Annotated in this window: 22 protein-coding genes; 14 read left to right on the forward strand and 8 right to left on the reverse strand. The window is 71.7% G+C overall.

Translation table 11 applies throughout. From position 1 onward, the window contains the following. Positions 1–86 precede the first annotated feature (86 nt). The 6 genes from ACIRQ7_RS24840 to ACIRQ7_RS24865 all read right to left on the reverse strand — a co-directional run bounded on the left by ACIRQ7_RS24840 (position 87) and on the right by ACIRQ7_RS24865 (position 8,870). The gene (locus tag ACIRQ7_RS24840; protein ID WP_404264972.1) at positions 87–1,019 is read right to left on the reverse strand and encodes an SDR family oxidoreductase; all 933 of its coding nucleotides are present in this window, start codon (positions 1,017–1,019) and stop codon (positions 87–89) included. A gap of 373 nt (positions 1,020–1,392) precedes the next feature. Further along, complete coding sequence (locus ACIRQ7_RS24845) at positions 1,393–2,487, reverse strand: 2-oxoacid:ferredoxin oxidoreductase subunit beta (RefSeq protein ID WP_403673414.1); 1,095 nt, start codon at positions 2,485–2,487, stop codon at positions 1,393–1,395. Continuing rightward, a complete protein-coding gene (locus ACIRQ7_RS24850) occupies positions 2,480–4,432 on the reverse strand; it encodes a 2-oxoacid:acceptor oxidoreductase subunit alpha (RefSeq protein ID WP_404264973.1) in 1,953 nt (650 codons plus the stop codon). Before ACIRQ7_RS24850 ends, ACIRQ7_RS24845 begins: the two co-directional genes overlap by 8 nt. A 338-nt stretch (positions 4,433–4,770) precedes the next feature. Continuing rightward, positions 4,771–5,430, reverse strand: a complete 660-nt coding sequence (locus ACIRQ7_RS24855) for a LuxR C-terminal-related transcriptional regulator (RefSeq protein WP_401474817.1) — start codon at positions 5,428–5,430, stop codon at positions 4,771–4,773. A 375-nt stretch (positions 5,431–5,805) separates the two neighbouring features. Beyond that, positions 5,806–7,119 (reverse strand): sensor histidine kinase, encoded by a 1,314-nt coding sequence (locus ACIRQ7_RS24860; RefSeq protein ID WP_404264974.1) that lies wholly within the window; start codon positions 7,117–7,119, stop codon positions 5,806–5,808. 449 nt (positions 7,120–7,568) lie between these two features. After that, the gene (locus ACIRQ7_RS24865) at positions 7,569–8,870 is read right to left on the reverse strand and encodes a sensor histidine kinase (RefSeq protein ID WP_404264975.1); all 1,302 of its coding nucleotides are present in this window, start codon (positions 8,868–8,870) and stop codon (positions 7,569–7,571) included. 462 nt (positions 8,871–9,332) lie between these two features. Here ACIRQ7_RS24865 and ACIRQ7_RS24870 point away from each other — a divergent pair, with 462 nt between their 5' ends. Then, a complete protein-coding gene (locus ACIRQ7_RS24870; protein WP_404264976.1) occupies positions 9,333–10,703 on the forward strand; it encodes an EsaB/YukD family protein in 1,371 nt (456 codons plus the stop codon). 232 nt (positions 10,704–10,935) lie between these two features. On the opposite strand, the gene ACIRQ7_RS24875 is transcribed toward ACIRQ7_RS24870, so the two are convergent. Continuing rightward, complete coding sequence (locus tag ACIRQ7_RS24875) at positions 10,936–11,853, reverse strand: hypothetical protein (protein ID WP_404264977.1); 918 nt, start codon at positions 11,851–11,853, stop codon at positions 10,936–10,938. A 397-nt stretch (positions 11,854–12,250) separates the two neighbouring features. Between ACIRQ7_RS24875 and ACIRQ7_RS24880 the strand changes: the two genes are divergently transcribed. From ACIRQ7_RS24880 to ACIRQ7_RS24940, 13 genes are all read left to right on the forward strand, one after another. Further along, positions 12,251–13,402 carry a hypothetical protein gene (locus ACIRQ7_RS24880; RefSeq protein WP_404264978.1) on the forward strand — a complete coding sequence of 384 codons (1,152 nt, stop codon included), beginning with the start codon at positions 12,251–12,253 and terminating at the stop codon, positions 13,400–13,402. A 166-nt stretch (positions 13,403–13,568) separates the two neighbouring features. After that, positions 13,569–13,970, forward strand: a complete 402-nt coding sequence (locus ACIRQ7_RS24885; protein WP_401474369.1) for an NADH-quinone oxidoreductase subunit A — start codon at positions 13,569–13,571, stop codon at positions 13,968–13,970. Further along, entirely contained in the window at positions 13,961–14,605 is a 645-nt protein-coding gene (locus ACIRQ7_RS24890) for an NADH-quinone oxidoreductase subunit B (protein WP_401474372.1), read from the forward strand. The genes ACIRQ7_RS24885 and ACIRQ7_RS24890 overlap by 10 nt, the downstream gene beginning before the upstream one ends. Then, positions 14,598–16,247, forward strand: a complete 1,650-nt coding sequence (locus ACIRQ7_RS24895; RefSeq protein ID WP_404264979.1) for an NADH-quinone oxidoreductase subunit C — start codon at positions 14,598–14,600, stop codon at positions 16,245–16,247. The genes ACIRQ7_RS24890 and ACIRQ7_RS24895 overlap by 8 nt, the downstream gene beginning before the upstream one ends. After that, the gene (gene nuoH / locus ACIRQ7_RS24900; protein ID WP_404264980.1) at positions 16,244–17,206 is read left to right on the forward strand and encodes an NADH-quinone oxidoreductase subunit NuoH; all 963 of its coding nucleotides are present in this window, start codon (positions 16,244–16,246) and stop codon (positions 17,204–17,206) included. Before ACIRQ7_RS24895 ends, nuoH begins: the two co-directional genes overlap by 4 nt. 176 nt (positions 17,207–17,382) lie before the next feature. Beyond that, a complete protein-coding gene (locus ACIRQ7_RS24905) occupies positions 17,383–17,910 on the forward strand; it encodes a 4Fe-4S binding protein (protein ID WP_404265280.1) in 528 nt (175 codons plus the stop codon). Next, a complete protein-coding gene (locus tag ACIRQ7_RS24910) occupies positions 17,910–18,542 on the forward strand; it encodes an NADH-quinone oxidoreductase subunit J (RefSeq protein WP_404265281.1) in 633 nt (210 codons plus the stop codon). Before ACIRQ7_RS24905 ends, ACIRQ7_RS24910 begins: the two co-directional genes overlap by 1 nt. Beyond that, entirely contained in the window at positions 18,542–18,922 is a 381-nt protein-coding gene (gene nuoK / locus ACIRQ7_RS24915; protein WP_404264981.1) for an NADH-quinone oxidoreductase subunit NuoK, read from the forward strand. Before ACIRQ7_RS24910 ends, nuoK begins: the two co-directional genes overlap by 1 nt. Continuing rightward, positions 18,919–20,916 (forward strand): NADH-quinone oxidoreductase subunit L, encoded by a 1,998-nt coding sequence (locus ACIRQ7_RS24920; RefSeq protein ID WP_404264982.1) that lies wholly within the window; start codon positions 18,919–18,921, stop codon positions 20,914–20,916. Before nuoK ends, ACIRQ7_RS24920 begins: the two co-directional genes overlap by 4 nt. A 99-nt stretch (positions 20,917–21,015) precedes the next feature. Further along, positions 21,016–22,659 carry a NuoM family protein gene (locus tag ACIRQ7_RS24925; RefSeq protein WP_404264983.1) on the forward strand — a complete coding sequence of 548 codons (1,644 nt, stop codon included), beginning with the start codon at positions 21,016–21,018 and terminating at the stop codon, positions 22,657–22,659. Continuing rightward, positions 22,659–24,203 (forward strand): NADH-quinone oxidoreductase subunit N, encoded by a 1,545-nt coding sequence (locus ACIRQ7_RS24930; RefSeq protein WP_404264984.1) that lies wholly within the window; start codon positions 22,659–22,661, stop codon positions 24,201–24,203. The genes ACIRQ7_RS24925 and ACIRQ7_RS24930 overlap by 1 nt, the downstream gene beginning before the upstream one ends. 255 nt (positions 24,204–24,458) lie before the next feature. Beyond that, positions 24,459–25,322: a zinc metalloprotease HtpX gene (gene htpX, locus ACIRQ7_RS24935; RefSeq protein WP_401474390.1), complete on the forward strand. Its 864-nt coding sequence runs from the start codon at positions 24,459–24,461 to the stop codon at positions 25,320–25,322. 112 nt (positions 25,323–25,434) lie between these two features. Further along, positions 25,435–25,827 carry a YccF domain-containing protein gene (locus ACIRQ7_RS24940; protein ID WP_401474393.1) on the forward strand — a complete coding sequence of 131 codons (393 nt, stop codon included), beginning with the start codon at positions 25,435–25,437 and terminating at the stop codon, positions 25,825–25,827. Between the two features lie 93 nt (positions 25,828–25,920). Here ACIRQ7_RS24940 and ACIRQ7_RS24945 read toward each other — a convergent pair whose 3' ends face one another. Next, positions 25,921–26,409: a YajQ family cyclic di-GMP-binding protein gene (locus ACIRQ7_RS24945; RefSeq protein ID WP_401474396.1), complete on the reverse strand. Its 489-nt coding sequence runs from the start codon at positions 26,407–26,409 to the stop codon at positions 25,921–25,923. Positions 26,410–26,422: the final 13 nt, after the last annotated feature.

The following is a 26,422-nucleotide window of genomic DNA, read 5'->3' on the forward strand; positions in this document are numbered from 1 at the left end:
CGGTCATGACAGCAGGTGAGGGGTGGCTGGGTGAGGGGTGGCGGCCGCGGGGGCGGGGAGACCGCGGGAGGCGGGGAGCGGGTGCGTCAGCCGCCCGCCGGCAGGTCCTTCAGTGCGTCCGCGATGGCGTCGGCGATCGGCGTGGTCGGGCGGCCGAGGAGCCGGGAGAGATCGCCGGGGGTCGCATCCAGTTCGCCGCGGGCGATCCCGGCATCGGCGTCGGCCACCATCTCGGCGCCCAGCGCGGGCACTCCGGCCTCGACCAGCAGCGCCACATACCGGTCCTTCGGCAGATCCTGGTACGAGATCTTCCGGCCGGTCTGCCGCGACACCTCGGCCGCGTACTCGGCCATGGACCATGCGGTGTCGCCGCTCAACTCGTACACGGAGTTCTCGTGCCCCGTAACGGCGTGCCCGGCCCCGGCGTGGCCCGTACCGGCATCGCCGGCCGCGGGCCGGCCCTCACCGGTGAGGATCACGGCCGCCGCTTCCGCGTAGTCGCGGCGCGCCGCGGTGGCCACCCGGCCCTCGCCCGCACTGCCGACCACCGTGCCCGTCTTCAGGGTGAGCGGCAGCGCCCCGGTGTAGTTCTCGTGGTACCAGCCGTTGCGCAGCAGGCAGTACGGCACGCCGGACGCGAGCAACGCCTGCTCGGTGGCGAGGTGTTCCTCCGCGATGGAGAAGGTGGCGGTCGGGCCGCCCAGCACGCTGGTGTACGCGAGCAGCGCGATGTGCGCCTCGCGGCCGGCGTCGATGACGGCCCGGTGTTGTGCCAGGCGCCGCCCCGCTTCGTTCCCGGAGATGAACAGCACCCGGTCGCCGGCCGCGAAGACGCCTTCCAGCGTCTCGGGCCTGCTGTAATCGGCGATCCGCACCTCGACGCCGCGCGCCGCCAGCTCCGCCGCCTTGGCCCGGTCACGTGCGACGGCGACGATGTCGTCCGGCCGGGTCCGTTCCAGCAGCGCCCCGATGACGAGGCGGCCGAGTGCTCCGGTGGCGCCGGTGACGACGATGCTCATGCGTGACCTCCTGTGGGCGCAGCTGCCGTCGGCAGCTGACTGCGGGCATCGCGACGGTACCTCTGTGCCGAACGGCCGTCTACACAAATGTCTATGACGGATGTATAGCTGCTCGGTACCTCACCTTTCGGCCTGTGTTCGCCCCTCGCCCGTCAGCATGGCACCGGCGCCGTGCACCCGCAGCGGACGCGCCAGGCAGCCCAGGGCGCACCGGCATCGAGGCGCGGCCGGTGTACGGCCACCGCCGGTCGTCGCCGCGCCCGCGACCGCCGCCCGACCGCCGGGGTGCCCGCTTGCCCGCAGACGAAAGCGGGTGCTCCGGGAGCGCCGTGCGGCACTCGCGGAACACCCGCCCCGATGGTGGGTCAGCCGGTCAGCCGACCACCGTCCAGGTGTCGTTGCCGGCCAGCAGGGAGGCGAGGTCGCCCTTGCCCTTCTGCTCGATGGCGGCGTCCAGCTGGTCGGACATCAGCGTGTCGTAGACCGGCCGGTCGACGCTGCGCAGCACGCCGATGGGGGTGTGGTGCAGGGTGTCGGCGTCGGCGAGGCGGGAGAGGGCGAAGGCCGTGGTGGGGGAGGGGTTGTGTGCGTCGTGCACCAGCACACCGCCCGTGCCCTCCTCGCGGACGTCGATGACCTTGAGGTCGCCGGTGGCCGGGTCGCGGATGACGCCCTTGGATCCGAAGCCGTCCGGGGCGAGCGCCCCGAAGCGGATCGGCTGGCCGTGCTCCAGGCGGATGACGGCCTCCTCGGCCTTCTCCTTGTCCTTGAGGACCTCGAAGGCGCCGTCGTTGAAGATGTTGCAGTTCTGGTAGATCTCCACCAGCGCGGTGCCGGGGTGGGCGGCGGCCTCGCGCAGCACCGAGGTGAGGTGCTTGCGGTCGGAGTCGACCGTACGGGCCACGAAGGACGCCTCGGCGCCTAGCGCCAGCGAGACCGGGTTGAAGGGCGCGTCCAGCGAGCCCATCGGCGTCGACTTGGTGATCTTGCCGACCTCGGAGGTGGGGCTGTACTGGCCCTTGGTCAGGCCGTAGATCCGGTTGTTGAACAGCAGGATCTTGAGGTTGACGTTGCGGCGCAGGGCGTGGATCAGGTGGTTGCCGCCGATGGACAGTGCGTCGCCGTCCCCGGTGACGACCCATACGGACAGGTCACGCCGCGAGGACGCCAGCCCGGTGGCGATGGCCGGGGCGCGGCCGTGGATGGAGTGCATCCCGTAGGTGTTCATGTAGTACGGGAAGCGGGAGGAGCAGCCGATACCGGAGACGAAGACGATGTTCTCCTTCGCCAGGCCGAGCTCGGGCATGAAGCCCTGCACGGCGGCGAGGACGGCGTAGTCACCGCAGCCGGGGCACCAGCGCACTTCCTGATCGGACTTGAAGTCCTTCATGGACTGCTTGGCGTCGGCCTTGGGAACCAGGGAGAGAGACTCGATCTGCGAGGACCTCTCCGAGATCGTCTCAGTCATTGATGGCCTCCTTAAAGACCTCCGCGAGCTGCTCGGCCTTGAACGGCATTCCGCTGACCTGGGTGTGCGACCGCGCGTCCACGAGGTACTTGGCGCGCAGCAGGGTGGAGAGCTGTCCGAGGTTCATCTCCGGCACGATCACCTTGTCGTAACGCGCCAGGACCTCGCCGAGATTCCCCGGGAAGGGGTTGAGGTGGCGCAGATGGGCCTGCGCGATGCGCTCCCCTGCGCCCCGTACGCGCCGTACCGCAGCGGTGATCGGGCCGTACGTCGAACCCCAGCCCAGAACCAGGGTGTTGGCGCCTTCGCCGGTCTCGCCGGCGGGGTCGTCGACCTCGACGTCAGGGACCTCGATGCCGTCGATCTTCGCCTGGCGGGTGCGGACCATGAAGTCGTGGTTGGCGGGGTCGTAGGAGATGTTGCCCGTGCCGTCCTGCTTCTCGATGCCGCCGATGCGGTGCTCCAGGCCCGGCGTGCCCGGCACCGCCCAGGGGCGGGCCAGGGTCTGCTCGTCCCGCTTGTACGGCCAGAACACCTCGGTGCCGTCCGCCAGCTGGTGGTTGGGGCCGGAGGCGAACTGGACGCGCAGGTCGGGGAGTTCGTCGAGGTCAGGGATCCGCCACGGCTCGGAGCCGTTGGCCAGGTAGCCGTCGGACAGCAGGAAGACCGGGGTGCGGTACGTGAGCGCGATGCGGGCCGCGTCCAGTGCCGCGTCGAAGCAGTCGGCGGGCGTCTTCGGCGCCACGACCGGCACCGGCGCCTCGCCGTTGCGCCCGTACATCGCCTGCAGCAGGTCGGCCTGCTCGGTCTTGGTCGGCAGGCCCGTCGAGGGGCCGCCGCGCTGGATGGCGACCACGAGCAGCGGCAGCTCCAGCGACACCGCGAGCCCGATGGTCTCCGACTTCAGCGCGACACCGGGGCCGGACGTCGTGGTGACCGCGAGCTGTCCGCCGAACGCGGCGCCCAGCGCCGCCCCGATGGCCGCGATCTCGTCCTCCGCCTGGAACGTCCGCACGCCGAAGTTCTTGTGCTTGGACAGCTCGTGCAGGATGTCGGACGCCGGGGTGATCGGGTACGAGCCCAGGTAGACCGGCAGATCGGCCTGTTGGCCGGCCGCGACCAGGCCGTACGACAGCGCGAGATTGCCCGAGATGTTGCGGTATGTACCGGTCGGGAAGGCCTTGGTGGCGGGTGCGACCTCGTACGAGACGGCGAAATCCTCCGTCGTCTCCCCGAAATTCCAGCCCGCCCGGAACGCCGTGACGTTCGCCTCCGCGATATCCGGCTTCTTCGCGAACTTCGTCCGCAGGAACTTCTCGGTGCCCTCCGTCGGGCGGTGGTACATCCATGACAGCAGGCCCAGCGCGAACATGTTCTTGCTGCGCTCGGCCTCCTTCCGGGACAGCCCGAACTCCTTGAGCGCCTCGATCGTGAGCGTCGTCAGCGGCACCGGATGGACGCTGTACGCCTCCAGCGACCCGTCCTCCAGCGGATTGGTCGCGTACCCCACCTTCGCCATCGGGCGCTTGGTGAACTCGTCGGTGTTCACGATGATGTCCGCGCCCCGCGGCACATCCGCGAGATTCGCCTTCAGGGCCGCCGGGTTCATCGCCACGAGGACGTTCGGCGCGTCGCCGGGGGTGAGGATGTCGTGGTCGGCGAAGTGCAGCTGGAAGCTGGAGACGCCCGGCAGGGTGCCGGCGGGCGCACGGATCTCGGCAGGGAAATTCGGCAGTGTGGACAGGTCGTTCCCGAACGACGCCGTCTCGGACGTGAACCGGTCGCCCGTGAGCTGCATACCGTCACCGGAGTCACCCGCGAACCGGATGATGACCCGGTCCAGCCGGCGGACTTCCTTGTCTCCGCTGCCGTCGCCGGATGTGCGCTGCTCCCCGACAAGCGTTCCGTCGGCCTGCTCGGCTGGGCTACTGACCTGGCTCGTCACTGCTTCGGACCTCCCTCGAGGGGTACGGCGTCCCCGCCGGAGGCAGGGCCCGGGACGTGTCGTGCGGACCGCTTGTCCCATGTCCATCGTAGGGAGTAAGGGGGGCCTTCCCTGGGGCGATCAGATAATGGACGCCTTAATGAGACATCGATCCGGCATGATTTGTCATGAAATCATTACTTTGGTTTCCCCCGGCCCAGGACGCTCCGGGCTCCTCCATTGGGCCTACGACCGGACCTACGGCTGGACCGGTGACCGGGCCTGCGGCCAGGTGTCGGTTTGGGTGGATATCGCCCCTGCGTCGCCCCGGCCTGCATATCTGACAGGGTGTCAGATCATCAGGAGTTGAGGTAGGTGAGCACGGCCAGCACCCGACGGTGATCCCCGTCACTCTGCGACAGGCCCAGCTTCAGGAAGATGTTGCTGACGTGCTTCTCCACCGCACCGTCACTGACCACCAGCTGCCGGGCGACCGCGGAGTTCGTCCGGCCCTCGGCCATCAGCCCCAGCACCTCCCGCTCCCTCGGCGTCAGTTTGGCCAGCACATCCTGCTGACGGCTGCGGCCGAGCAGCTGCGCGACCACCTCCGGATCCAGCGCGGTCCCGCCGCCGGCGACCCGCACCACCGCGTCGACGAACTCCCGCACCTCGGCCACCCGGTCCTTCAGCAGATAGCCGATACCCCTGCTCGAACCCGCCAGCAGCTCCGTCGCGTACTGCTCCTCGACGTACTGCGAGAGCACCAGCACCCCCAGGCCGGGGTGCTCCCGGCGCAGCTGGATCGCGGCCCGTACGCCCTCGTCGGTGTGCGTCGGCGGCATCCGTACGTCCGCCACCACCACATCCGGCAGCGCCCCCTCGTCCGCCAGCTCGCCGATCGTCTTGATCAGCGCCTCGGCGTCGCCGACGCCCGCCACGACGTCATGCCCGCGGTCCGTGAGCAGCCGGGTCAGGCCCTCCCGGAGCAGCACCGAATCCTCGGCGATGACCACCCGCACCTTGTCCTCCACGACTCAGATTCCCCCACGCCTCGTCAGTCCCCGGGCCCCGCCCTGTCAGCCCCCAGCATCCCAGCATCCGGACCGGACCGGGGCGGGTGACGTGGATTGACGTGAGCATCAGGACCGGTGGGGTGCGGCCGGGGGCCGGTGGGGTGGGGCGGGCGTGGCCGCTGGTGGGCGGGGCCGGACCCCCGTCCCGGCCCCGCCCACCAGCGGCTGGTCCGTATGGCGGATGGTCTCGGCGCGGCGGCCGCCGCTCACCAGGGAGGTTCCTGGAGCGCTCACCGGCCTCACCGGCGGGCGGCCTCCGCACCCAGGGGCGCCGACCGCGGAGGCGAGCCCGGTCCGCTGCCTACGGCCCAATGACAGCCCTTAGCCCCGCCAGGGCAGTTCGGCGGTGACGGAGGTCGGTCCGCCCTTCGGGGAGTCCATGACCAGCAGGCCGTCGATCGAGTCGAGCCGCTCGGCAAGGCCGGCCAGGCCGGTGCCGGCGCCGAAGCTCGCGCCGCCGTGGCCGTTGTCCGTCACCAGCAGCATGATCCGGTCCGCGGTGTGCCAGACATCCACCGTCGCGCTCGTCGCCCCGGCGTGCTTCGAGACGTTCTGCAGCAGCTCGGAGACGGTGAAGTACGCGATGCCCTCGATGGCGGCGGCCGGCCGGTGGGACAGGTCCACGGTCACCTTCACCGGCACCGTGCAGCGCGCGGACAGGGCGGAGAGCGCCGGGCCGAGCCCGCGGTCGGTGAGGATCGCCGGGTGGATCCCGCGGGCCAGATCGCGCAGCTCCTGGAGTGCGATCTTCACCTCGCCATGCGCCTCGTCGACCATCTTCGCGGCGGCCTCGGGGTCCTCCGTCAGCTTCTCCTTGGCCAGACCCAGATCCATGGCGAGCGCGACGAGCCGGGCCTGCGCGCCGTCGTGCAGATCGCGTTCGATGCGCCGCAGATCGGCCGCCGCGGTGTCGACCACCACGCCCCGGTCCGACTCCAGCTCCGTCACCCGGTTGGCCAGGGACGACGGGCCCAGCAGACCGTGCACCAGGACCCGGTCCACCTGCGTCAGCCCACGGATCACCCAGGGGCCGGCCAGCACGATCAGCAGGCCGATGGCGCTGGTGATCCCGATCTCCGACGGGGAGTCGACATAGAGGCCGTTGCCGTGGCCGTCGCCCCACATCTGGATGCCCGGCTGCCCGAGATGGTCGGTGAGCGTCCACTGCCACAGCGGGTAGGTCAGCAGGCTCCAGCCCACGGTCCAGAACGTCACCGAGAAGACGAAGGCGAACAGCGCCCACGGGAAGTGCAGAAGGGAGTAGAGGAGGTGCCGCCAGGAGACGCCGCTCTTCAGCACGGCGCCCACCCACCCCATCAGGCCGGGCTTCGCGGCACGGAGAGGCGCGGGGTCGGCCACGTCCAGATCCAGCAGCGCGCGGGCGCGGGCACGCTCGACGCTGCCCAGCGCCCGGCTCCCCGCCAGCCCGGCCGCCAGCACCGGGATCCCCAGGAACGTCACCAGCAGGCCGGCGCTGAGCGAGATGACCGTGATCGCGTAGGAGAACATCACGACGGACATCGGGAGGCTGAGGAGGAGGTGGAGGAACTCCCGCCAGGTGCGCCCGGAGAACGGGGCGCGCAGCCCCACGGGCACACGGGAGCCGCGGGGCTGTGGTGCGTATGCGGAATCCATCGTCTCGTCGTCCGTTCTGCCGTATCCGGTCCGGGAGGTCCGGCCCGCTCAGCGCCCGCGTCCGGGGCTGTCCCTTATGTGTACGTGCTGACTGAAGGTGCTTTCTTCTGCGAGCCGTCGTCCGCCGTGCCGGCTTCTGCGCGGCTTCTTCGCGCTGCGCGGCCGGCTCCGTCCGCTGACTCATGACGCAAGGTTCCGCGACCGGCGCCTTGCGCACCATGAGGCCCGGCGCAGTCTTCTCCTGGGGTTTTCCCCACCCCCGGAGCTGAGGTTCGGCCCATCGCGGCGTACGCGGCCCATCGCGGCGTACGCGACATGAGCGATGCGCGGCATGCGCGCATCCGCGCAAGGGCGGACCGGGAGCCCCGGTCCGCCCTTCAGGTGGTTCCGGTCCGGGGCCCCGCACCGGCGCTGCCGCCGCTGCTGCCGCCCGCCGGTGCGGACACGTCCTAGGACCTCGTGGCCGTCCTCGCACGCCACGGCAGCTCCGCCGTCACCCTGGTCGGTCCGCCGGCCGGGGAGTCCAGCACGAACAGCCCGTCCACCGAACCCAGCCGCTCGGCCAGCCCCGCCATCCCGCTGCCGCCGTCCAGCCGCGCCCCGCCCCGCCCGTCGTCCTGGACCTGGATCAGCAGCCGGTTCTTGACCCGCCACACCTCGACGGACGCCTGACGGGCCGCACTGTGCTTGGAGATGTTCTGCAGCAGCTCGGAAACCGTGAAGTAGGCGATGCCCTCGATGGCCGGAGCGGGGCGCTCGGTCAGATCCACGGCGGTGGTGACCGGCACCGTGCAGCGCCCGGCCAGCGAGGTCAGGGCGGGCCCCAGGCCACGGTCCGTGAGGATCACCGGATGGATGCCGCGGGCCAGATCCCGCAGCTCCTGCAGCGCCAGCTTCACCTCGCCGTGTGCCTCGTCGACCATCGCCGCCGCCGCGTCCGGATCCTCCAGCAGCTTCTCCTTCGCCAGGCCGAGCCCCATGGCGAGGGCGACGAGCCGGGCCTGCGCGCCGTCGTGCAGATCGCGTTCGATACGCCGCAGGTCGGCCGCCGCGGTATCGGTGACCGTCACCCGGTCCGACTCCAGCTCGGCGATCCGCCGCTCCAGTTCGTCGGACGGGGAGAGCAGTCCGCGCGCCATCGCCCGGTCCACGTTCGACAGCCAGCGCGCCACCAAGGGCAGCGCCGGCCACCCCACGAAGAGCGACACGAAGGCGACCGTGAAGGTGAGGACGGCCCACGGGAGCCGGCCGAACGCGAACAGCGCATGCCGCCAGGCCACCGGATCCTTCAGACACGTCCACAACCACGGGAAGAATCCCCGCTCGCGCGGCCGCAGCGCACTCGGCTCCTCCACCCGCAGCCCGAGCAACGCCCGTGCCCGCGCCCGCTCCAGCTTTCCGTAGTGCCGGCACGCCATCAGCCCCGTGGCCAACAGGGGCAGCCCGATCACGGTGACGGACAGGGCCAGCCCCAGGGCCAGCCACACCACGATCACCACGAACGCGGGGACCCCCAACGGGAAGTTGGACAGCAGGTACGCGATCTCCCGCCAGGTCCAGGCGCTGAGCGGCGCTCTGGGCGACGGTGGTGAAACACCGTCAAGGGTGCCGCCGAGATCACCGTTGAGGTCGCCGTCGGGGCCGCAGTCGAGGTCGCGGCCGAGGGCTCCACCAGGAGCGTCCTCGGCAGCACGAGCACCACGAGCACCATGGGCGCCACGAACGGGGCCGGGCTGGGATCTGTCCGTCATGGGCCCAGCCTGCCCGGCCGCGGGCCCGGGTGCCATGGGGTATGCGGGGCTCAGGGGGTGGGGTTTGCCCTACCCCGGGCAGCGATCGGCCCGGGGCGTGGCAGGGACCTGTCCGGGGCGGGCGAGCGCCACCGGACAACAGGGGGAGATCGGGCGGAGATCGGGCGAGATCAGGCGGAGACCGGCCGGAGAACGGGGGAGTTCGCGTCGTCGGCGGCGCCGGGTCGGTTGTCGTCGGCGCCCCGTATCGTGTTGCGCCAGGGATGGGGAGGGTGAGGGCATGGCGCGGGATGACGGCAGCCGGGTGGGAGAGTCGGGTTCCGCGCGGCGGAGTCCGGGCGAGGAGCCTGCGGTGTCCGCTGTCGACAAGATCGCGAACGGTTCGCATACTCCCGGAGTGAGTCCGGCTGGCGGTAACACCAGCAACGACAGCAACACCAGTAGTACAGGGGCCGCGTCGGCATGGTGAGTGTGAGTGCGGGGATGGAGCCGGGGGCCGGGCGGCGGACCCTCGGCCGGGTGACCCTCGTCGGCGAGCGGCGGCGGGTCGAACTCGTCGTGCCCGCGCAGGAGACCATCGGGGTCCTGCTCCCCGACATTCTGCGGGCGCTGGGCGACCGGCAGGGCGCGCAGCCGCGCCGTCTGGTGACCGTGGAGGGGACGGTGCTCTCGCCGGCCGACTCGCTGGCATCGGCCCAGGTGGCGGACGGTGCCGTGCTGCGTCTCGTACGGGAGCAGGAGACGCCGGAGCACGATTCGTCGGCGGCAGCGGTGACGCACGACGCCGGCGATGAAGTGGCCGACGAGCTGGACGTGCGCGGCTGGCGATGGGGCGAGCGGAGCCGCACATGGACCGCGGGCGCGGGGAGCGTGGCGCTGGCGCTGATCGCCGGGGCCTGCGCCGCCCGTTGGTACGGCAGCGGGCAAGCCGCGCTCTGGCTGGGCATCGCGGCTGCCGTCCTCGCGGCGGTGGGAGCCGTCTGCGGGGTGTCGCGACGGGTCTCGCCGGGGCGGGGTGCGCTGGGCGCCGCGCTGCTGCTGGTGGGCGGATCCCTGGGGCTCCTCGCCGCGTGGCAGGCCACCGGCACCGGCGCGGCGCGGCTGGCAGCTGTCGGCCTGACGGCAGCGGTCCTCTTGGCGCTGCTCGGCCTGTGCACGCCCCTCGGGCGTGGCGGGCTCATCGGTGCGGGCGCGGTGGCGTCGGCGGTGGGGTGCTGGGAAGCCGGACTGGCGATGACCGGCCCCGCGCGCACGGGAGTTGCCCTCGGCATGGTGTCGGTGCTCGTGCTGGGCCAGCTGCCCCGTCTGGCGCTGACGGCAGCCGGCCTGACGCGGCTCGACGACCGGCGATCCGGCGATACACCGGTCAGCCGGCACCAGGTGGCCACCGCGCTGGGTTCGACCCACCGGGAACTCGCCCCGGCCGGCGTGGCCATGGCGGTCTCCGCCGGGGCGTCGGGAATCCTCGCCGCCGGCTCGGGTGACGGCTGGTCGGTGGCTGCCGCGGTGTTGCTGTCCGTCGTGCTGCTGTCGCGCGCCCGTGCCTACCCGCTCGCGGCCGAGGTCGTTGTGCTGCTGGCGGCCGGTACGGCGGTGGCGGTGTGCCTGCTGCTTCAGTGGGCTTCCGGCGCGGGGGCCACGGCGGGTGCGCTGGCGGCCCTGTGCGTACTTGCGTTGGCGCCGCTGACGGTGCTTGCGTGCCGCGTACCCGGTCACCTTCAGGTCCGGCTGCGCCGGCTGCTGAATCTCGTCGAGTCGGTCAGCGTGGTGGCGCTGATCCCGGTCGCTCTTGGGGCGTTCGGGGTCTACACGCTGCTGCTGCGCACGTTCTGAGCCGGAAAGGCGGCAGCGGGACCATGTCAGGTAACGGAACACAGGGTTCGCCGGGACGTCAGCACATGCCCGGAAGCGACGGGCCAGGTGCGCCGATGCCCGGTGTCGGTGACGCTGGCGGTGGCGGTGGTGGTGGTGACTCGGCCGGTCCGGTCGCATCGGGTGGGTCGGCCGTATCGGGTCCGGCACCGGGGCCGGGGGAGCGGCAGCAGGATCACCTGGATCAGCAGGATCAACTGGGTGGTAGGGGCAGTACAGGTGGTACGGGCGGTACGGGCGGTTTGGGCGGTGGAGTGATGGCGTCGGGAACGAGCACCAAGCGAGGCGGGGGCGTCGACCTGTCGAAGACCGCGCCGGTGGGTGCCGACGGCGGGGAGACGGCCGGGGGGCCGGAGCACGACCTCGACGCGGGGGAGTACCCATTGCAGCCGCCCTCCGTACCGGGCCCGATGCCCGCTACCAGCCCGCCGCCGCCCGTCAGTTCGGCCTCGGCCGCCACCTCGATGGCGGCCGACGGTTCGATGCCGCCGACGGACCCGATCCGGACGCCGGGCCCGATCCGGCCGCCGGACCCGACGTCGACGGCAGCCTCGATCTCCGCCACAGGCCCGAGCTCGGCCACAGGTCCGTCGAGAGCTTCGTCGGGCAGCGACCCGATCTCGGCCACAGCTTCGTCGAGCAGCGACCCGATCTCGGCCACCGGTCCTCTGTCGACGGCCGAGGCGGTGCCGACGGCGGAGCCGGTGCCGACGGTGGCTCCGACGTCCGTGGCAGACCCGATGCTGACCACAGACGCGTTGGGCGGCGACCTGTTGCGGACAACTGGCTCGGCTTCGACGGCGGAGCCGAGCTCGGCGGCAGCCTCGTTCTCGACGCCGGAGGCGACGTCGACGGCAGCCCCGTTCCCGACGCCAGAGGCGATGCCGACCTCCGACGCGATGCCGGCCTCCGACGCGACGCCGACCTCCGACCCGATGCCCGCTCCCGATGCCGCGCAGGCGTCCGTGGAGGCGCCCGCCGAGGCGGCGGCGCCCGTGCAGGAGCCCGCCACTTCGGCCGGCGCGCGCGCCGCCGAGGCCGGCATCGCCCCCGAGCCCGCCACCGCCGCCGAGCCCCATACGGACCCCGCCCCCGGCCCCGCCCGTGCCATCGACCCGTTCTCCGTGCCGGATGCTTTCTCTCCGCCGGACCCGTTTTCCCCGCCGGATCCTTTCTCTCCGTCAACTCCCCTCCTCACTCCCCGCCCGCTCCCCACCGCCGCCCCCACGCCTACTCCCGCTACTCCCGCTACTCCCGCTTCGCCTCCCCCGCCCGGCCCCGTCGCCGACTCGTCAGGCCCCGCCCCCGCGTCGGCCGCGGCCCCCGAGTCCGCGCCGGGCCCCACGCCCCCACCACGCGGCACCTCCGCCCCCGCGCCGGTGCACACGCCCACGCCCGTCCGCCGGTCTGCCCCCGTTCACCGGTCGGGTGGCCCGACTCCCGTCTCCGTTCCGCTGCTGCCCCCCGAGCTGGACGACCTGCGTGCCAAGCCGCGGCACGGAGAGACCGTGGCGCAGCGTGCGGGGCGGGCCGTGCGCCGGGCGATCGCGTCGTCGCCCGCCGCCGAGACCGCTGCCGTCACCGAGGCCGCGTACGCCATCCAGCAGCCGGTGACCAGCGGTCGGCAGATCTCCGTGACCAGCATTCGGGGCGGTGCGGGCAAGTCCACGGTCGCCGCGCTGCTCGCGCTCACGTATGCGCATTACCGCTCGGATCCGGTGCTGGCGGTCGAAGCCGACCCGGCGCTCGGGACGCTGCCGCACCGGCTGGGCGCGCGGGAGGTGCGCTGGTCGGGCACGGACCTGGCGCAGATAGTCGATCCGTCGATGTTGATCACGGACCTGACGGGTTATCTGCTGCCGTTCCCCGGCGGCGGCTGGCTGCTGCCCGGCAGCCAGGGCGCCATCGGTACGCGGCTGGACATCGACACGTACCGGGTGGTGATGACCTCGCTGCGCCGGTATTTCGCGACCACGGTGGTGGACTGCGAGACGCTGCCCACCGAGGTGGCGCGCACCGCGCTCGTGACCACTCAGGCGCGGGTGCTGGTCTCCCCGGCGACTCCGGAGGGCGTGGTGGCCACCCGCTCGATCCTGGACTGGGTGGGCGGTGTGCATCCGGGCATGCTGCCGACGACGGTGGTGGTGCTCAGCCACGTCGCGCCCGATACGGGACTTGACCTGCGCAAGGCCGTCGAGCATCTGGGGATCGGCGGCGCGGTGGTGCTCCCCCTCCCGTACGACCGCCACCTCGCGGCGGGCGGCGCGATCCGTACGGAACTGCTCGGCGAGCGGACGCTGCAGGCCGCGGCCAGGATCGCGGCCGAGGTGATGAACCGCGCGGTCTCGCGTGGCCCGGGAAAGCAGCGGCCGGGCCAGGGCGGACCGTCGGCGGCTCCAGGAGGCCACGCCCCCGGCCCCGGCCACACCCCTGGTCCTGGTCCTGGTCCTGGTCCTGGCTCCGCCTCCGCATCCGGCCCCGCCCCTGCTTCCGCGCAGCCCTACGGAACCCCGCCGTACGGAGCCCCGTCCGAGGGGGCCCCGCCTTACGGAACCCCGCCGTACGGAGCCTCGCCCGAGAGCGCCCCGTCCTACGGAACACCGTCCTACGGAGCCCCGCCCTCGCCGCCGCCTCCGGGGGCGCCGTCCCCGCGCGGGTAGGAAGGAGCCCCCGTCGGGTACGAGCTGCCCAGGTGGGGCGAAGTGGGGACAACCCCACCGTCGGCGCGACGCGGCTGCTCTGGGCGGACGGGGCAGGGCCTAGACTCCCGTGCGTACAGATCGTCGGAGTCGTTGAACAAGCGCAGTCAGGGAGCGAGGGGCGGACGTGCCGGACGCGACCGTACGCACCACCATCGCCGCGGACTATTTCCAGGGCTATTCGGTCGTCGGGATCATCGCCGTGATCGGGGTGCTCTTCGTCGCCGTAGCCTTCGGGGCGGGTCGGCTGCTGCGGCCCGTGGTGCCGACGCGCGAGAAGATGCTGACGTACGAATGCGGCGTGGACCCGGTCGGCGAGGGCTGGGCGCACACCCAAGTCCGCTACTACGTCTACGCCTTCCTCTACGTCATCTTCGCCGTCGACTCGATCTTCTTGTTCCCCTGGGCGACGATCTTCGCCGCACCCGGTTTCGGCGGTGTGACGCTCGTGGAGATGTTCATCTTCCTGGGCTTCCTCACCGTCGGACTGCTCTACGCATGGAAGAAGGGCGTCCTGGAATGGACGTGACCCCCGCCTCCCACGGCTCCGCAGCCGCGTCCGAGGGCTCCGCCCCCGAATACCTGCCGGAGCCGCGGCGCCTGGGCACGCTGGCCCGGCTCGCGCCCGAACCGATGAAGGTGGTCCTCAACTGGGGCCGCCGCTACAGCCTGTGGGTCTTCAACTTCGGTCTCGCCTGCTGCGCCATCGAGTTCATCGCCGCGTCCATGGCCCGGCACGACTTCATCCGGCTCGGCGTCATCCCGTTCGCGCCCGGCCCGCGCCAGGCCGACCTGATGGTCGTCTCCGGCACCGTCACCGACAAGATGGCGCCCGCGGTCAAGCGGCTCTACGAGCAGATGCCCGAGCCGAAGTACGTCATCTCCTTCGGGGCCTGCTCCAACTGCGGCGGCCCCTACTGGGACTCGTACTCGGTGACCAAGGGCGTCGACCAGATCATCCCCGTGGACGTGTACGTACCGGGCTGCCCGCCGCGTCCGGAAGCGCTCCTTCAGGGCATCCTCAAGCTGCAGGAGAAGATCGCGCGCGAGTCGCTGGGCGAGCGCTACGCGCGCGGCGGCAAGCGCCCCTCGACGGCCGCGCTGCGCAGCGGGCTGGTGGCGCCGCCGGCCCCTGAGGCGGCGGGGAAGGATCCCGATGAGTGAGCAGCCGCCCGAGCAGCAGAGCGACCCGAGCCCACGGAGCGACGCGAGTTCGCGGAGTGAGCAGGCCCCGGAGAGCGGACGGGTCCCGCAGGGTGACCAGCCTGCCGCCGGCCCGCCGGTCGACGAGCCGGTCGCGGAGCCGGTGGCCGAGCCGGTGGCCGAGCCGCCCGTCGGCTGGCTGCCGCGGCCCGCGAGCGACATCTTCGGCGCCGGCGCCACTGCGGAGCTGGCGTACGACCTGCTGACGGTCGATGTCCCGGTGGAGGGCTGGCTCGACGCCCTCACAGCCGCGCGCGACGACCTCGGCTGCACCTATTTCGACTGGCTGAGCGCCGTCGACGAACCCGGCACCGGCTTCCGGATCTGCGCGCACCTCGCGGATGTGGCGCGCCCCGGGACCGTCCGCCGGCTGATCGTACGGACGACCGTGCCGCACGACGCCGCCGCGCTGCCGACCGCTGTGGGCGTGTACGCGGGCGCCGGCTGGCACGAGCGGGAGACCCACGAGATGTTCGGCGTGGACTTCACCGGCCATCCGCACCTCGTACCGCTGCTGCTGCCGGACACCTTCGAGGGACACCCGCTGCGCAAGGACTTCGTCCTGGCGGCCCGGGTCGCCAAGGCATGGCCTGGCGCGAAGGAACCGGGCGAGTCCGAGCACGGCGGACCCAAGCGCCGCCAGATGCTGCCGCCAGGTGTGCCGGACCCGAACGAATGGGGTCCGCTGAAGGGCCAGCTGCCGCCCGCGCCCGCCCGGCCGGCGCGCGGTGCGCGTGCGGCCGGTGCGCGGGCGGGTGCGGCCGGTGCCGCTGCGGCCGGTGGTGCCGGAGCGGGCGAGCGGCCGGCGCGGCGTACGCGGAGCGTGAGCGCGGGCTCGGCCAGCCAGCAGGCGGCGGGGGCGGAACAGAGCCCGGCGCCGGCGGAGACCGAGCAGAGCCCGGCGGCCCCGGTGCCCCAGGCACCCCAGGCATCGCCGGGGCCCCGAACGTCCCCGGCTGCGGGTACTTCGGAGGCGACGGCGGTGCCGGACGCGAAGGCAGGGCCGGAGGCGTCGGCGGAGCGCGATGCGAAGGCAGGACCGGCCGCGGGGGCAGGACCGGCCGCGGGGGCAGACCCCGTAGCGGCGGCACAGCCCGAGACCAAGGCAAAGCCCGAGACCAAGGCAAAGCCCGAGACCAAGGCAAAGCCCGAGACCAAGGCAGAGCCCGAGACCAAGGCAGAGCCCGAGGCCGCGCAGCCGGACGTGGAGGCACGGCCGCGGGCGAGGGAATCCGCCGCCGACGCCCCCTGGCACCACGCCCGCCCGGCCTTCACCGAGCCGACGCAGAAGCCGGACCCGGGGCAGCCGAAGCAGACTCCTGAGCCCAAGCCGGCTCCCGAGCCCATGCAGACTCCCGAGCCCAAGCCGGCTCCTGAGCCCAAGCCGGCTCCTGAGCCCAAGCCGGCTCCTGAGCAAAAGCCCGCTCCTGAGCCGGAGACGAAGCCGGGCAGCGCGCCGGAGTCCGAACCCGACGCCCCCGGTTCCACCTCCGAACCGGAGCCCGACGCCCCCGCATCCGGCCCCGAAACCGGTGCGGAGCCGGATGCCCCCGGCCCCGGGCAGCCCCACCCCCAAGACCCGGCAGGAGGCGACACCCCATGAGCGACGCTCTGGAGATTGCGCTGCGCCTCGTCGCCGTCTTTGTCGCCTTCCTGGTCTTCCCCCTGGTCATCGGGCAGACCGAGCACAAGGTCATGGCCCATATGCAGGGGCGGCTCGGCCCCATGTACGCGGGCGGTTTCCACGGCTGGGCGCAACTCGTCGCGGATGGCGTCAAGTTCGCGCAGAAGGAGGACATCGTCCCGGCGGGCGCCGACCGGCGGATCTTCCAACTCGCGCCCGCCGTCGCCCTGCTGCCGTACCTGCTGGTGCTCGTCGCCATCCCGATCGGCCCGAACACGGTGGGACAGGATCTCGACGCGGGCATCTTCTACGTGCTCGCCGTCATGGGCGTCGGCGTGCTCGGTTCGATCATGGCGGGCTGGGCGTCGGCCAATAAGTTCTCGCTGCTCGGCGGTCTGCGGACGGCCGCGCAGCTGCTCGCGTACGAGCTGCCGATGCTGCTGACGGCCGCGTCGGTCGCGATGGCAGCCGGCACGTTGTCCCTGACCGGCATCCTCGGCGCCTTCCACTGGTGGTGGGTGCCGTGGCAGATCGTGGGCGGCGTGGTCTTCTTCGTCGCGGGTCTCGCGGAGCTGCAGCGACCGCCGTTCGACATGCCGGTCGCCGACTCGGAGATCATCTTCGGTGCCTACACCGAGTACACGGGGCTGCGGTTCGCGCTGTTCCTGCTCGCCGAGTACGCCGGGATCGTCGTGCTGTGCGCGCTGACCTCGGTGCTCTTCCTCGGCGGCTGGCACGGGCCGTTCGGCGCTGACGGCCTCGGCTGGGTGTGGATGCTGCTGAAGACCGTGATCCTCGCCTTCGGCGTCATCTGGCTGCGCGTCACCTACCCCCGTCTCCGCGAGGACCAGTTGCAAAAGCTCGCCTGGACGGTCCTCATCCCGCTCGCACTCGCTCAGATTGCCGTCACCGGCGTCGTCAAGGTGGTGATCTCCTGATGGCCGACAGCCACGACCACAGCCACGACCACAGCCACAAACACGATCACGACCACAGTCACGACCACAGTCACAGCGATGGCCGGAGCCAGGGGCACGGCCACCAGCCGTCGGCCAAGAAGTCCGGATTTCCCGGGTCCGGGCTCGCCAAGGGCCTGGCCGTGACCCTTCGGACGATGACGAAGCGGACCGTCACCCAGCAGTACCCGGACGTGCAGCCCGACCTCGCGCCGCGTACCCGTGGCGTCATCGGGCTGTTCGAGGAGAACTGCACGGTCTGCATGCTGTGCGCCCGTGAATGCCCGGACTGGTGCATCTACATCGACTCCCACAAGGAGACGGTGCCGCCGGCCGCCCCCGGAGGCCGGGAGCGCAGCCGCAATGTGCTGGACCGCTTCGCGATCGACTTCGCGCTGTGCATGTACTGCGGTATCTGCATCGAGGTCTGTCCCTTCGACGCGCTCTTCTGGTCCCCGGAGTTCGAGTACGCCGAGACGGACATCCACGAGCTGACCCACGAGCGCGACAAGCTGCGCGAATGGATGTGGACGGTGCCCGAGCCGCCCGCGCTCGACCCGGCAGCCGAAGAGCCCAAGGAGATCGCGGCCGCTCGCAAGGCGGCGGACAAACTCGCCGCCCAGGAACGGGCCCGGCAGGAAGCCGAGCAGGAAGCCGAGCAGGCCGAGCCGGGGGAGGAGTCATGATGTTCGCGTCCGCCCCGGCCGCTGCCTCCCTGGCTGCCCCGGCCTCCGCCTCCGGGCACGGTTTCCTCTCGCCCACCGGGGTCGAGATCGCGTTCGTCCTCGTCGGCATCGTCACCCTCGGCGCGGCCCTGGTGACCGTCACCACCAAGCAACTGGTGCACGCCGCGCTGTGGCTGGTGGTCGCCCTCGGCGGTATCGCGGTCGAATACCTGCTGCTGACCGCGGAGTTCATCGCCTGGGTCCAGGTCCTGATCTACGTCGGCTCCGTCGTCGTCCTCCTCCTCTTCGGACTGCTGCTCACCAAGGCGCCCATCGGACGCTCCCCGGACGCCGATTCGGGCAACCGCTGGGCGGCCCTCGCGGTGGCGATCGCCTCGGCGGCGGCCCTGGTCTGGGTGGTGGTCGACGCCTTCCGGGCCACTTGGATCAACCTCGACGGTGCTGTGCAGGGCTCCACCGCGGCCTCCGGGCGCAGCCTCTTCCAGCACTGGGTGCTGCCCTTCGAGGCGCTGTCCGTGCTGCTGCTGGCCGCGCTCGTCGGCGCGATCGTGCTCTCCCGGCGGAAGGGCGACGGCGACACCCCCGTCAGCGCCGGCACCTCCACCCCCGCCCCGCGAGAGGAGCAGCGCTGATGCATCTCGCCTATCCCGCGGTCCTCGCCGTCCTCCTCTTCTGCGTCGGTCTGTACGGCGTGCTCGCCCGCCGCAACGCGATCCTGGTGCTGATGTCCGTCGAGCTGATGCTCAACGCCGTCAACCTCAACCTCGTCGCCTTCGACGTCTGGCTGCGCGACGCCCTGCACGCCGGCCAGGCGCTCACCCTTTTCACCATCGCCGTCGCCGCCGCCGAGATCGGCATCGGCCTGGCGATCGTGCTGCTCGTCTACCGCAACCGCGGCAGCTCCGACATCGACCGGCTCCGTGACCTCGCCGAGAAGGCGGGCGAAGCGGGCGCGGCGGACCGGGACCCGCAGCAGCCGCAGCCGGACACCGAGGCGGAGGCCACCGCGTGACGCTCACGACCACCGCCGTCCTCGTTCCCCTCCTGCCCTTCCTCGGGGCCGTCGCGGGCCTCCTGCTGGGGCGCCGTACGCCAGGGTTCGTCCGGCCGTTGGCCATCCTGCCGACGCTCGCCGCGGCCGCGCTCGCCATCTCCGTCGCCGTCGACCAGGGCGGCGGCCCGGCCACCGACGTCGCCACCCGGCTCACCCCGACCGGCTCGATCCCCATCGACCTGGCGCTGCACATCGACGGCTTCGCCGCGCTGATCGCCGTCCTCGTCGGTGTCGTCGCGACCTGCGTGCAGCTCTACTCCACGGGCTATCTGCGCGACGATCCGCGCTACCCCTCCTACGCCGCGCTGGTCTCGCTCTTCACCTCAGCGATGCTGCTGGTCGTCTACACCGGCGATCTGATGGTGCTGCTGGTCGGCTGGGAAATCATGGGCATCTGCTCGTACTTCCTCGTCGGCCACTACTGGGAGACCGAGGCCGCACGCGCCGCGTCCCTCAAGGCCTTCCTCGTCACGAAGCTCGGTGACGTCCCCTTCCTCTTCGGCATCTTCGCGCTGGCCGCCGACACCGGGACCTTCCGCATCAGCGGCATCCTCGGCTCCGTCGCCCGCGACGGACTGGACCACCCGACCCTGATCGCGCTGCTGCTGCTGGCCGGAGTGGCGGGCAAGTCGGCGCAGTTCCCGCTGCACACCTGGCTGCCGGACGCGATGGCCGGCCCGACGCCCGTCTCGGCGCTGATCCACGCCGCGACGATGGTCGCGGCCGGTGTCTATGTCGTGGCGCGTCTCCTTCCGGTCTTCGCCGCCTCCGCGGCCGCGATGGTCGTGCTCGCCGTGATGGCCGCGATCACCATGGTCGGCTCGGGGCTCGCCGCGCTCGCCCAGGACGACATCAAGCGGGTGCTGGCCTATTCGACGGTCGGGCAGCTCGGCTACATGACCGGTGCGCTGGCCGTGGGCGACCGCGGTGCCGCGGTCTTCCACCTCATCGCGCACGGTGCGTTCAAGGCCCTCCTCTTCCTCGGCGCGGGCGTGATCATCCACGCCGCGGGCACCAACTCGCTGGCCGCCATGTCCCGGATGAGCGGCCTGTCCCGGCGCGTCCCGGACGCCTTCTGGACGGTCACCGTCGCCCTGCTGGCTCTCGCCGCGATCCCGCCGTTCGCCGGCTTCTTCTCCAAGGAAGCCGTCCTGGGCGCCGCCGAACACGCGGCCTCCGGTGACGTGCAGGGCATCCCCGGCGCCGCCGGCTGGACCGTACTGATCTCCGGTCTGCTCACCGCCCTCCTCACCGCGGGCTACGCCACCCGCCTTTGGCTGCTCGCCTTCAAGGGCAAGGGCACCGAGGCCCCCGACCACGGACCGCAGCCCGTCGTCATGAACGTCGTGCTGTGGGTGCTCTTCCTCCCCACGGCCGCGCTCGGCCTGGCAGCCCCCTTCCTGCCCGACTGGTTCGACGGGCGCTCGCTCACCCCGACACTCACCACCTCCGTCCTGGGGACCGGCATCGCCCTCGTCGGCGGCCTGGTCACCTACGCGGCCTGGCGGCACACCACGGCGCTCGCCGCCGGCACCCCCATGGGAGCCGTGGCCGTCGCCCCGGACGCCGCGCCCGCGGTCTCCGAGGAACTGGCCATCGCCTCCCACACCCCGGCCTACGGCAACATCGCCGGCGCCGCCGACCCCGCGGACCCGGGCCGCCTCCTCCTCGGCCCGCTGCATCCCCACGCCGCCGTCGGCTTCCACCTCGACGCGGTCTACTCCGCCCTGTTCGTACGGCCCGTACGCGCCGCGGCGAAGCTCGTCCGCTTCCTCGACCGCGAGGTCGTGGACACCTACGTCCGCGGCGCGGGCCTCGCCCCGCGGCTGCTGGGTGCCGCCGTCCGCCGCGCCCAGACCGGAAACGTGCAGACCTACCTCGGTGCCCTGATCGCGGGTTCGCTCGTGCTGGCCATCGCCGCCGTCCTCGTCGCTACGGGCACGGGAGCCTGACCGATGCTGCAAACCCCCGGGGCACGCACCCCGCACCGCCTGCCGGCACCCCTCGCGGCCACGCTCGCCGGAGCCGAACCCCTGAGGAGGGCCTGACCCGTGAACCCCACCGCTCTGCAACTCCTCCTCGCGGCGCTCGTCGTGCTCCCCCTGCTGGGCGCGCTCGGAGCCCTGCTGCCCCCGCCGCCCGGTCTCCGGGGCCGCAACCCCGACCAGGCCGTACTCCGCCACGGTGTGACCGTCACCGGTGTCGTCCTCGCCGCGTCCATCGCGCTGGCCGCCGGCTTCGACCACGACCACCCGGCCCGTATGCAGGCCACCACCGACATCAGCTGGATCCCGGCGCTCGACATCCGCATCCACCTCGGCGTCGACGGCATCTCGCTCCCCCTTGTCGTCCTGACCGCGCTGCTGACCTTCCTCTGCGCGCTCTACTCCTACTTCCACATGCCAACGGGCCCGTCACCCAAGGCATTTGTCGCCCTGCTGCTGCTCCTGGAGGCCGGCACCCTCGCCACCTTCGCCGTCCTCGACCTGATGCTGTTCTTCCTCGCCTTCGAGATGGTCCTCATCCCGATGTACTTCCTCATCGCCCGCTGGGGCGGTGCGCAAAAGCAGGCGGCCGCTTGGAAGTTCATCCTCTACACGCTGCTCGGCTCCGTCGTGATGCTGCTCGGCCTCCTCCTCATCGGCGTGAAATCCGGCACCTTCGACATGGTGGCACTCGCCACTGACAACGGCCCGAAATCCCAGCTCAGCCACACCGTTCAGCTCGTCGCGGTGCTCGCGATCGGCCTCGGCCTGGCCGTCAAGGCCCCGATGTGGCCGCTGCACAGCTGGCTGCCCGACGCGCACACCGCCGCCCCCACCGTCGGCTCGGTGCTGCTGGCCGGTGTGCTGCTGAAGATGGGCACGTACGGCTTCGTACGCATCGCCCTGCCGATCGCGCCCGAAGGCATGCACACCTTCGCGCCGTATCTCGCGGCGCTCGCCGCCGTCGGCATCATCTACGGATCGCTGGCCTGCCTCGCGCTGGTCCGCCGGGGCGCCAAGGGCGACCTCAAGCGGCTGATCGCGTACAGCTCCGTCGGCCACATGGGCTTCGTCCTGCTCGGCATCGCCAGCCTGACCCCCACCGGCGTCAACGGCGCACTGTTCGCCAACATCGCGCACGGCCTGATCACCGGCCTGCTCTTCTTCATGGTCGGCGCCCTCAAGGACCGCTACGGCAGCACCGACCTCGACACCCTCGCCGGGACCACGGGCGCCGCCCTGTACGGCAGGGCCCCGCGCTTCGGCGGCCTCCTCGCCTTCGGCGCCGTCGCCTCCCTGGGCATCCCGGGACTCGCCGGATTCTGGGGCGAGATGCTCGCGATGTTCGGCGCCTTCCGGCCCGCCGCCGGCCTCAGCCGCCCCGCCTTCCTCACCTTCATGGTGCTGGCCGGCATCGGCACCCTGCTGACCGCCGCGTATCTGCTGCTCGTCGTCCGCCGCGTCTGCATGGGCGGCACCCCAGCCGTCGAGGAAGCCGTCCCCGCCGTCGAGGAAGGCATCGCCACCCCGGCCGAGGCCACCACCGTGCGCCCGGCCGAACCGGGCCCCGTCATCCCCGACATCGCGCGCCATGAATACGCGGCCTGGACCCCCCTCGCCGTCCTCACCGTCCTCGCCGGACTGTGGCCCGCGGCCCTCCTCGGCCTCACCGACCCGGCCGTCCAGCAGCTTCTCGGAGGCGGTAAGTGATGAGCTCGATGACCTCTCTGGTCCAGTCCATCGACTGGCTCGCCATCGCGCCGCCCACCGTTACGGCCGCGCTCGCCCTCGTCGTGCTCGTCGCCGATCTCTTCCTGCCCGCCGCCCGGAAGCCGCTGCTGGGCCTGCTCACGATCGGCGGCCTCGCGCTCGCCGCGCTGTCCCTGCTGCCGCTCCTGGGCGGCGACCGCCGCACCTTCTGCCTGACCGGCCACCCGGACGTGTGCAGCTACGCCGCCGACCCGTTCGCGCTGGTCATCCAATTCCTGGTGATCGCCGGTGCGTTGCTGACCGCGCTGCTCTCCGTCGACACCGTCAAGGACCACGGCCTGCCCGCCGGCGAATACTGGTTCCTGCTGCTCTCCTCGGCGGCCGGCGCGGCCCTGCTGCCCGCCTCCCGGGACCTCGCCACCCTGGTCATCGCCCTCGAAGTCGCCTCGCTGCCCGCGTTCGCGCTGGTCGGCCTGCGCCGCGGCGACCGGCTCTCCTCGGAGGCGGCCCTCAAGTTCTTCCTGTCCTCGGTGGCGGCCACCGCCGTGATGCTGCTCGGCGTGAGCTTCCTGTACGCGGCCACCGGCAGCCTCCACCTCTCCAGGGTGGCGCACACCCTCACGGACCTCCCCGACCCCCGGCTCGCCACCCTCGCGACCGCCGGCGTCGCCCTCACCCTCGTCGGCTTCGCCTTCAAGACGGCGGCGGCCCCCTTCCACTTCTGGGTCCCCGACACCTACGTCGGCGCGCCGCTCCCGATCGCCGCCTACCTCTCCGTGGTCGGCAAGGCCGTCGGCTTCTCCGGCCTGATCCTCGTCACGGTCCAGGGCTTCCCCTCGTACGCACACGTCTGGGGCCCGGCGCTGGCCGTGCTAGCCGCGCTCACCATGACCGTCGGCAACGTCGCCGCCCTCCGCCAGAACCCGGACCGCGCCCACAGCGCCGTACGCCTGCTCGCCTGGTCCTCCGTAGGCCAGGCCGGCTACCTCCTGGTCCCCATCGGGGCGGCCGGTTACGCCGACGACCCGGCGCACGCCATCGGCTCCACCGTCGCCTACGCGCTGATGTACGCGGCGGTGAACCTCGGCGCCTTCGCCGTCGCCGCCCTGGTGGCACGTACGAGCCCCGCCAACCGCATCAGCGACTACCGCGGCCTGTACGCCCGCCGCCCCCTGGCCGCCCTCGCCCTCGGCTTCTTCCTGCTCTGCCTCGCCGGTCTGCCCCCGGGCATCATCGGCCTCTTCGCGAAGGTCACGGTCTTCTCCGCGGCCGTCGACGCGGGCCTGGGCTGGCTCGCCGTGATCATGGCCATCAACGTCGTGATCGCCCTCTACTACTACCTCCAGTGGACCACCGTGCTGTTCCGCGGCAACGGAGCCACGCAGCCCGTGGCGGCCGACGGGACAGCGGCGGCCGACCGCCCCGCGCACCCCCGGACCCCGGCCGCCCTCACCACCGCCATCGCCCTGGCCGCCGTCCTCGGCATCGCCCTCTCCGGCGCGCCGCAGCTGGTCCTCCGCTTCGCCTCCGGGGCGCTCCTCTAACTCCCGCCCGGCATCCTGACCGGCCCTGTACGACGCCCCGGCCGTCCGCACGGCGCCACACCACCCATACGGCGGCACACCCCCGCCCGGCGCCCACCGCGCCCCGCCCGGCGCCGCACCGCGCCTGCCCGGCCCGTGGCGCGTGCACAAGGGAACCAGCCTTCCCCATCTCGCGTTGACCAGTGAGTAAGGGTCCACTGGAGAGTGGAGAAACGAAGCCAAGGGTTCCCCTGCCGCACCGCTTGGAGGGCTGCCGTGCACCGCCGGCACAACGGGCTCAAGACCGCCGTACTCCTCGGGGGACTGTCCGCACTCATCATCGTCATCGGCGGCCTCTTCGGCCGTACGGGCCTGATCATCGCCGTCCTCGTCGCCCTGGGCACCAACGCCTACGCGTACTGGAACAGCGACAAACTCGCCCTCAAAGCCATGCGCGCCCGCCCGGTCAGCGAGTTCGAGGCCCCGCAGCTCTACCGCATGGTCCGCGAGCTCTCCACCACCGCCCGCCAGCCCATGCCGCGGCTCTACATCTCCCCGACCCAGGCCCCCAACGCCTTCGCGACCGGCCGCAACCCCCGGAACGCCGCGGTCTGCTGCACCGACGGCATCCTCCAGCTCCTCGACGAACGCGAGCTGCGCGGCGTCATCGGCCATGAGCTGAGCCACGTCTACAACCGCGACATCCTCATCTCCTCCGTCGCGGGAGCCCTCGCCTCGGTGGTGATGTTCCTGGTCAACTTCGCCTGGCTGATCCCCATAGGCCGCTCCGACGACGACGAGGGCCCCGGCATCCTGGGCATGCTGCTGATCATGATCCTCGGCCCGGTCGCGGCCGGCCTCATCAAGCTCGCCGTCAGCCGCTCCCGCGAATACCAGGCGGACGCCTCGGGAGCCCAGCTCACCGGCGATCCACTCGCCCTCGCCTCCGCGCTGCGTAAGCTGGAGAGAGGCACCCAGGAGCTCCCGCTGCCGCCCGAGCCGCGCCTCGAAACCGCAGGCCACATGATGATCGCCAACCCGTTCCGGGCCGGTGACGGCATGTCCAGGCTCTTCTCCACCCACCCCCCGATGAGCGAACGCATCGCCCGCCTGGAACAGCAGGCGGGCCACCGCCCCTGAACCGCGCCCCGCCGCCGGCTCCCGCCTCCGCGCAACGTTTCACCCGGTCCGGAGCGTCCAGCAGGGCAGACACATTCACTCTCTCTGCCGTGCCCGTGGAAGGCTGCCGATCATGAAGTTCCTTCTCAACATCCTCTGGCTGATCCTCAGCGGCTTCTGGCTGGCGCTCGGCTACATCGCCGCGGGCATCATCTGCTGCATCCTGATCATCACGATCCCCTTCGGCATCGCGTCCTTCCGGATGGCGGCCTACGCCCTGTGGCCCTTCGGCCGCACCACCGTCGTACGCCACGACTCCGGCGCCGGATCTGCCATCGGCAACGTCATCTGGATCATCTTCGCGGGCTGGTGGCTGGCCCTGGGGCACATCGTCACCGGCATCGCCCTGTGCGTCACGATCATCGGCATCCCCTTCGGCATCGCCAACTTCAAGATGATCCCCATCTCGCTGATGCCCCTCGGCCGCGACATCGTCTCCACCGACCAGCCCTTCGCCACCCGCTGACGCCGGTGGGGCGGTGCGCCCACGGCACACCGCCCCACCCGACCACGCTCGTCAGCCGGCTCACACCTACCGCCGGCTGCGCCACCTACAGGGCTACCGGTAGTTCACGAACTGGATCGCGAAATCCAGATCCTGGCCCTTGAGCAGCTGCTGCACGGTCTGCAGGTCATCCCGGCTCTTCGAGCTGACCCGCAGTTCATCGCCCTGCACCTGCGCCTTGACGCCCTTCGGGCCCTCGTCGCGGATGATCTTGGCGACCTTCTTCGCGTTGTCCTGCGAGATCCCCTCCTCGATGGAGGCGAAGATCTTGTACTCCTTGCCCGAGGCCTGCGGCTCGCCGGCGTCCAGCGCCTTCAACGAGATCCCGCGCTTGATCAGCTTGGACTGGAAGATGTCGAGTACGGCCTTCACCCGCTCCTCGGCGTTGGCCTTCATCTCGATCTTCTCGCCCGACCACTCGATCGACGCGCCCACGCCCTTGAAGTCGTAGCGCTGCGAGATCTCCTTGGCGGCCTGGTTGAGGGCGTTGTCGACCTCCTGCCGCTCGACCTTCGAGACGATGTCGAAACTGGAGTCGGCCATGTTGAGTTGGCTC

The sequence above is a fragment of the Streptomyces sp. NPDC101393 genome (assembly GCF_044767385.1).
In the GTDB taxonomy this organism is placed as follows: domain Bacteria; phylum Actinomycetota; class Actinomycetes; order Streptomycetales; family Streptomycetaceae; genus Streptomyces.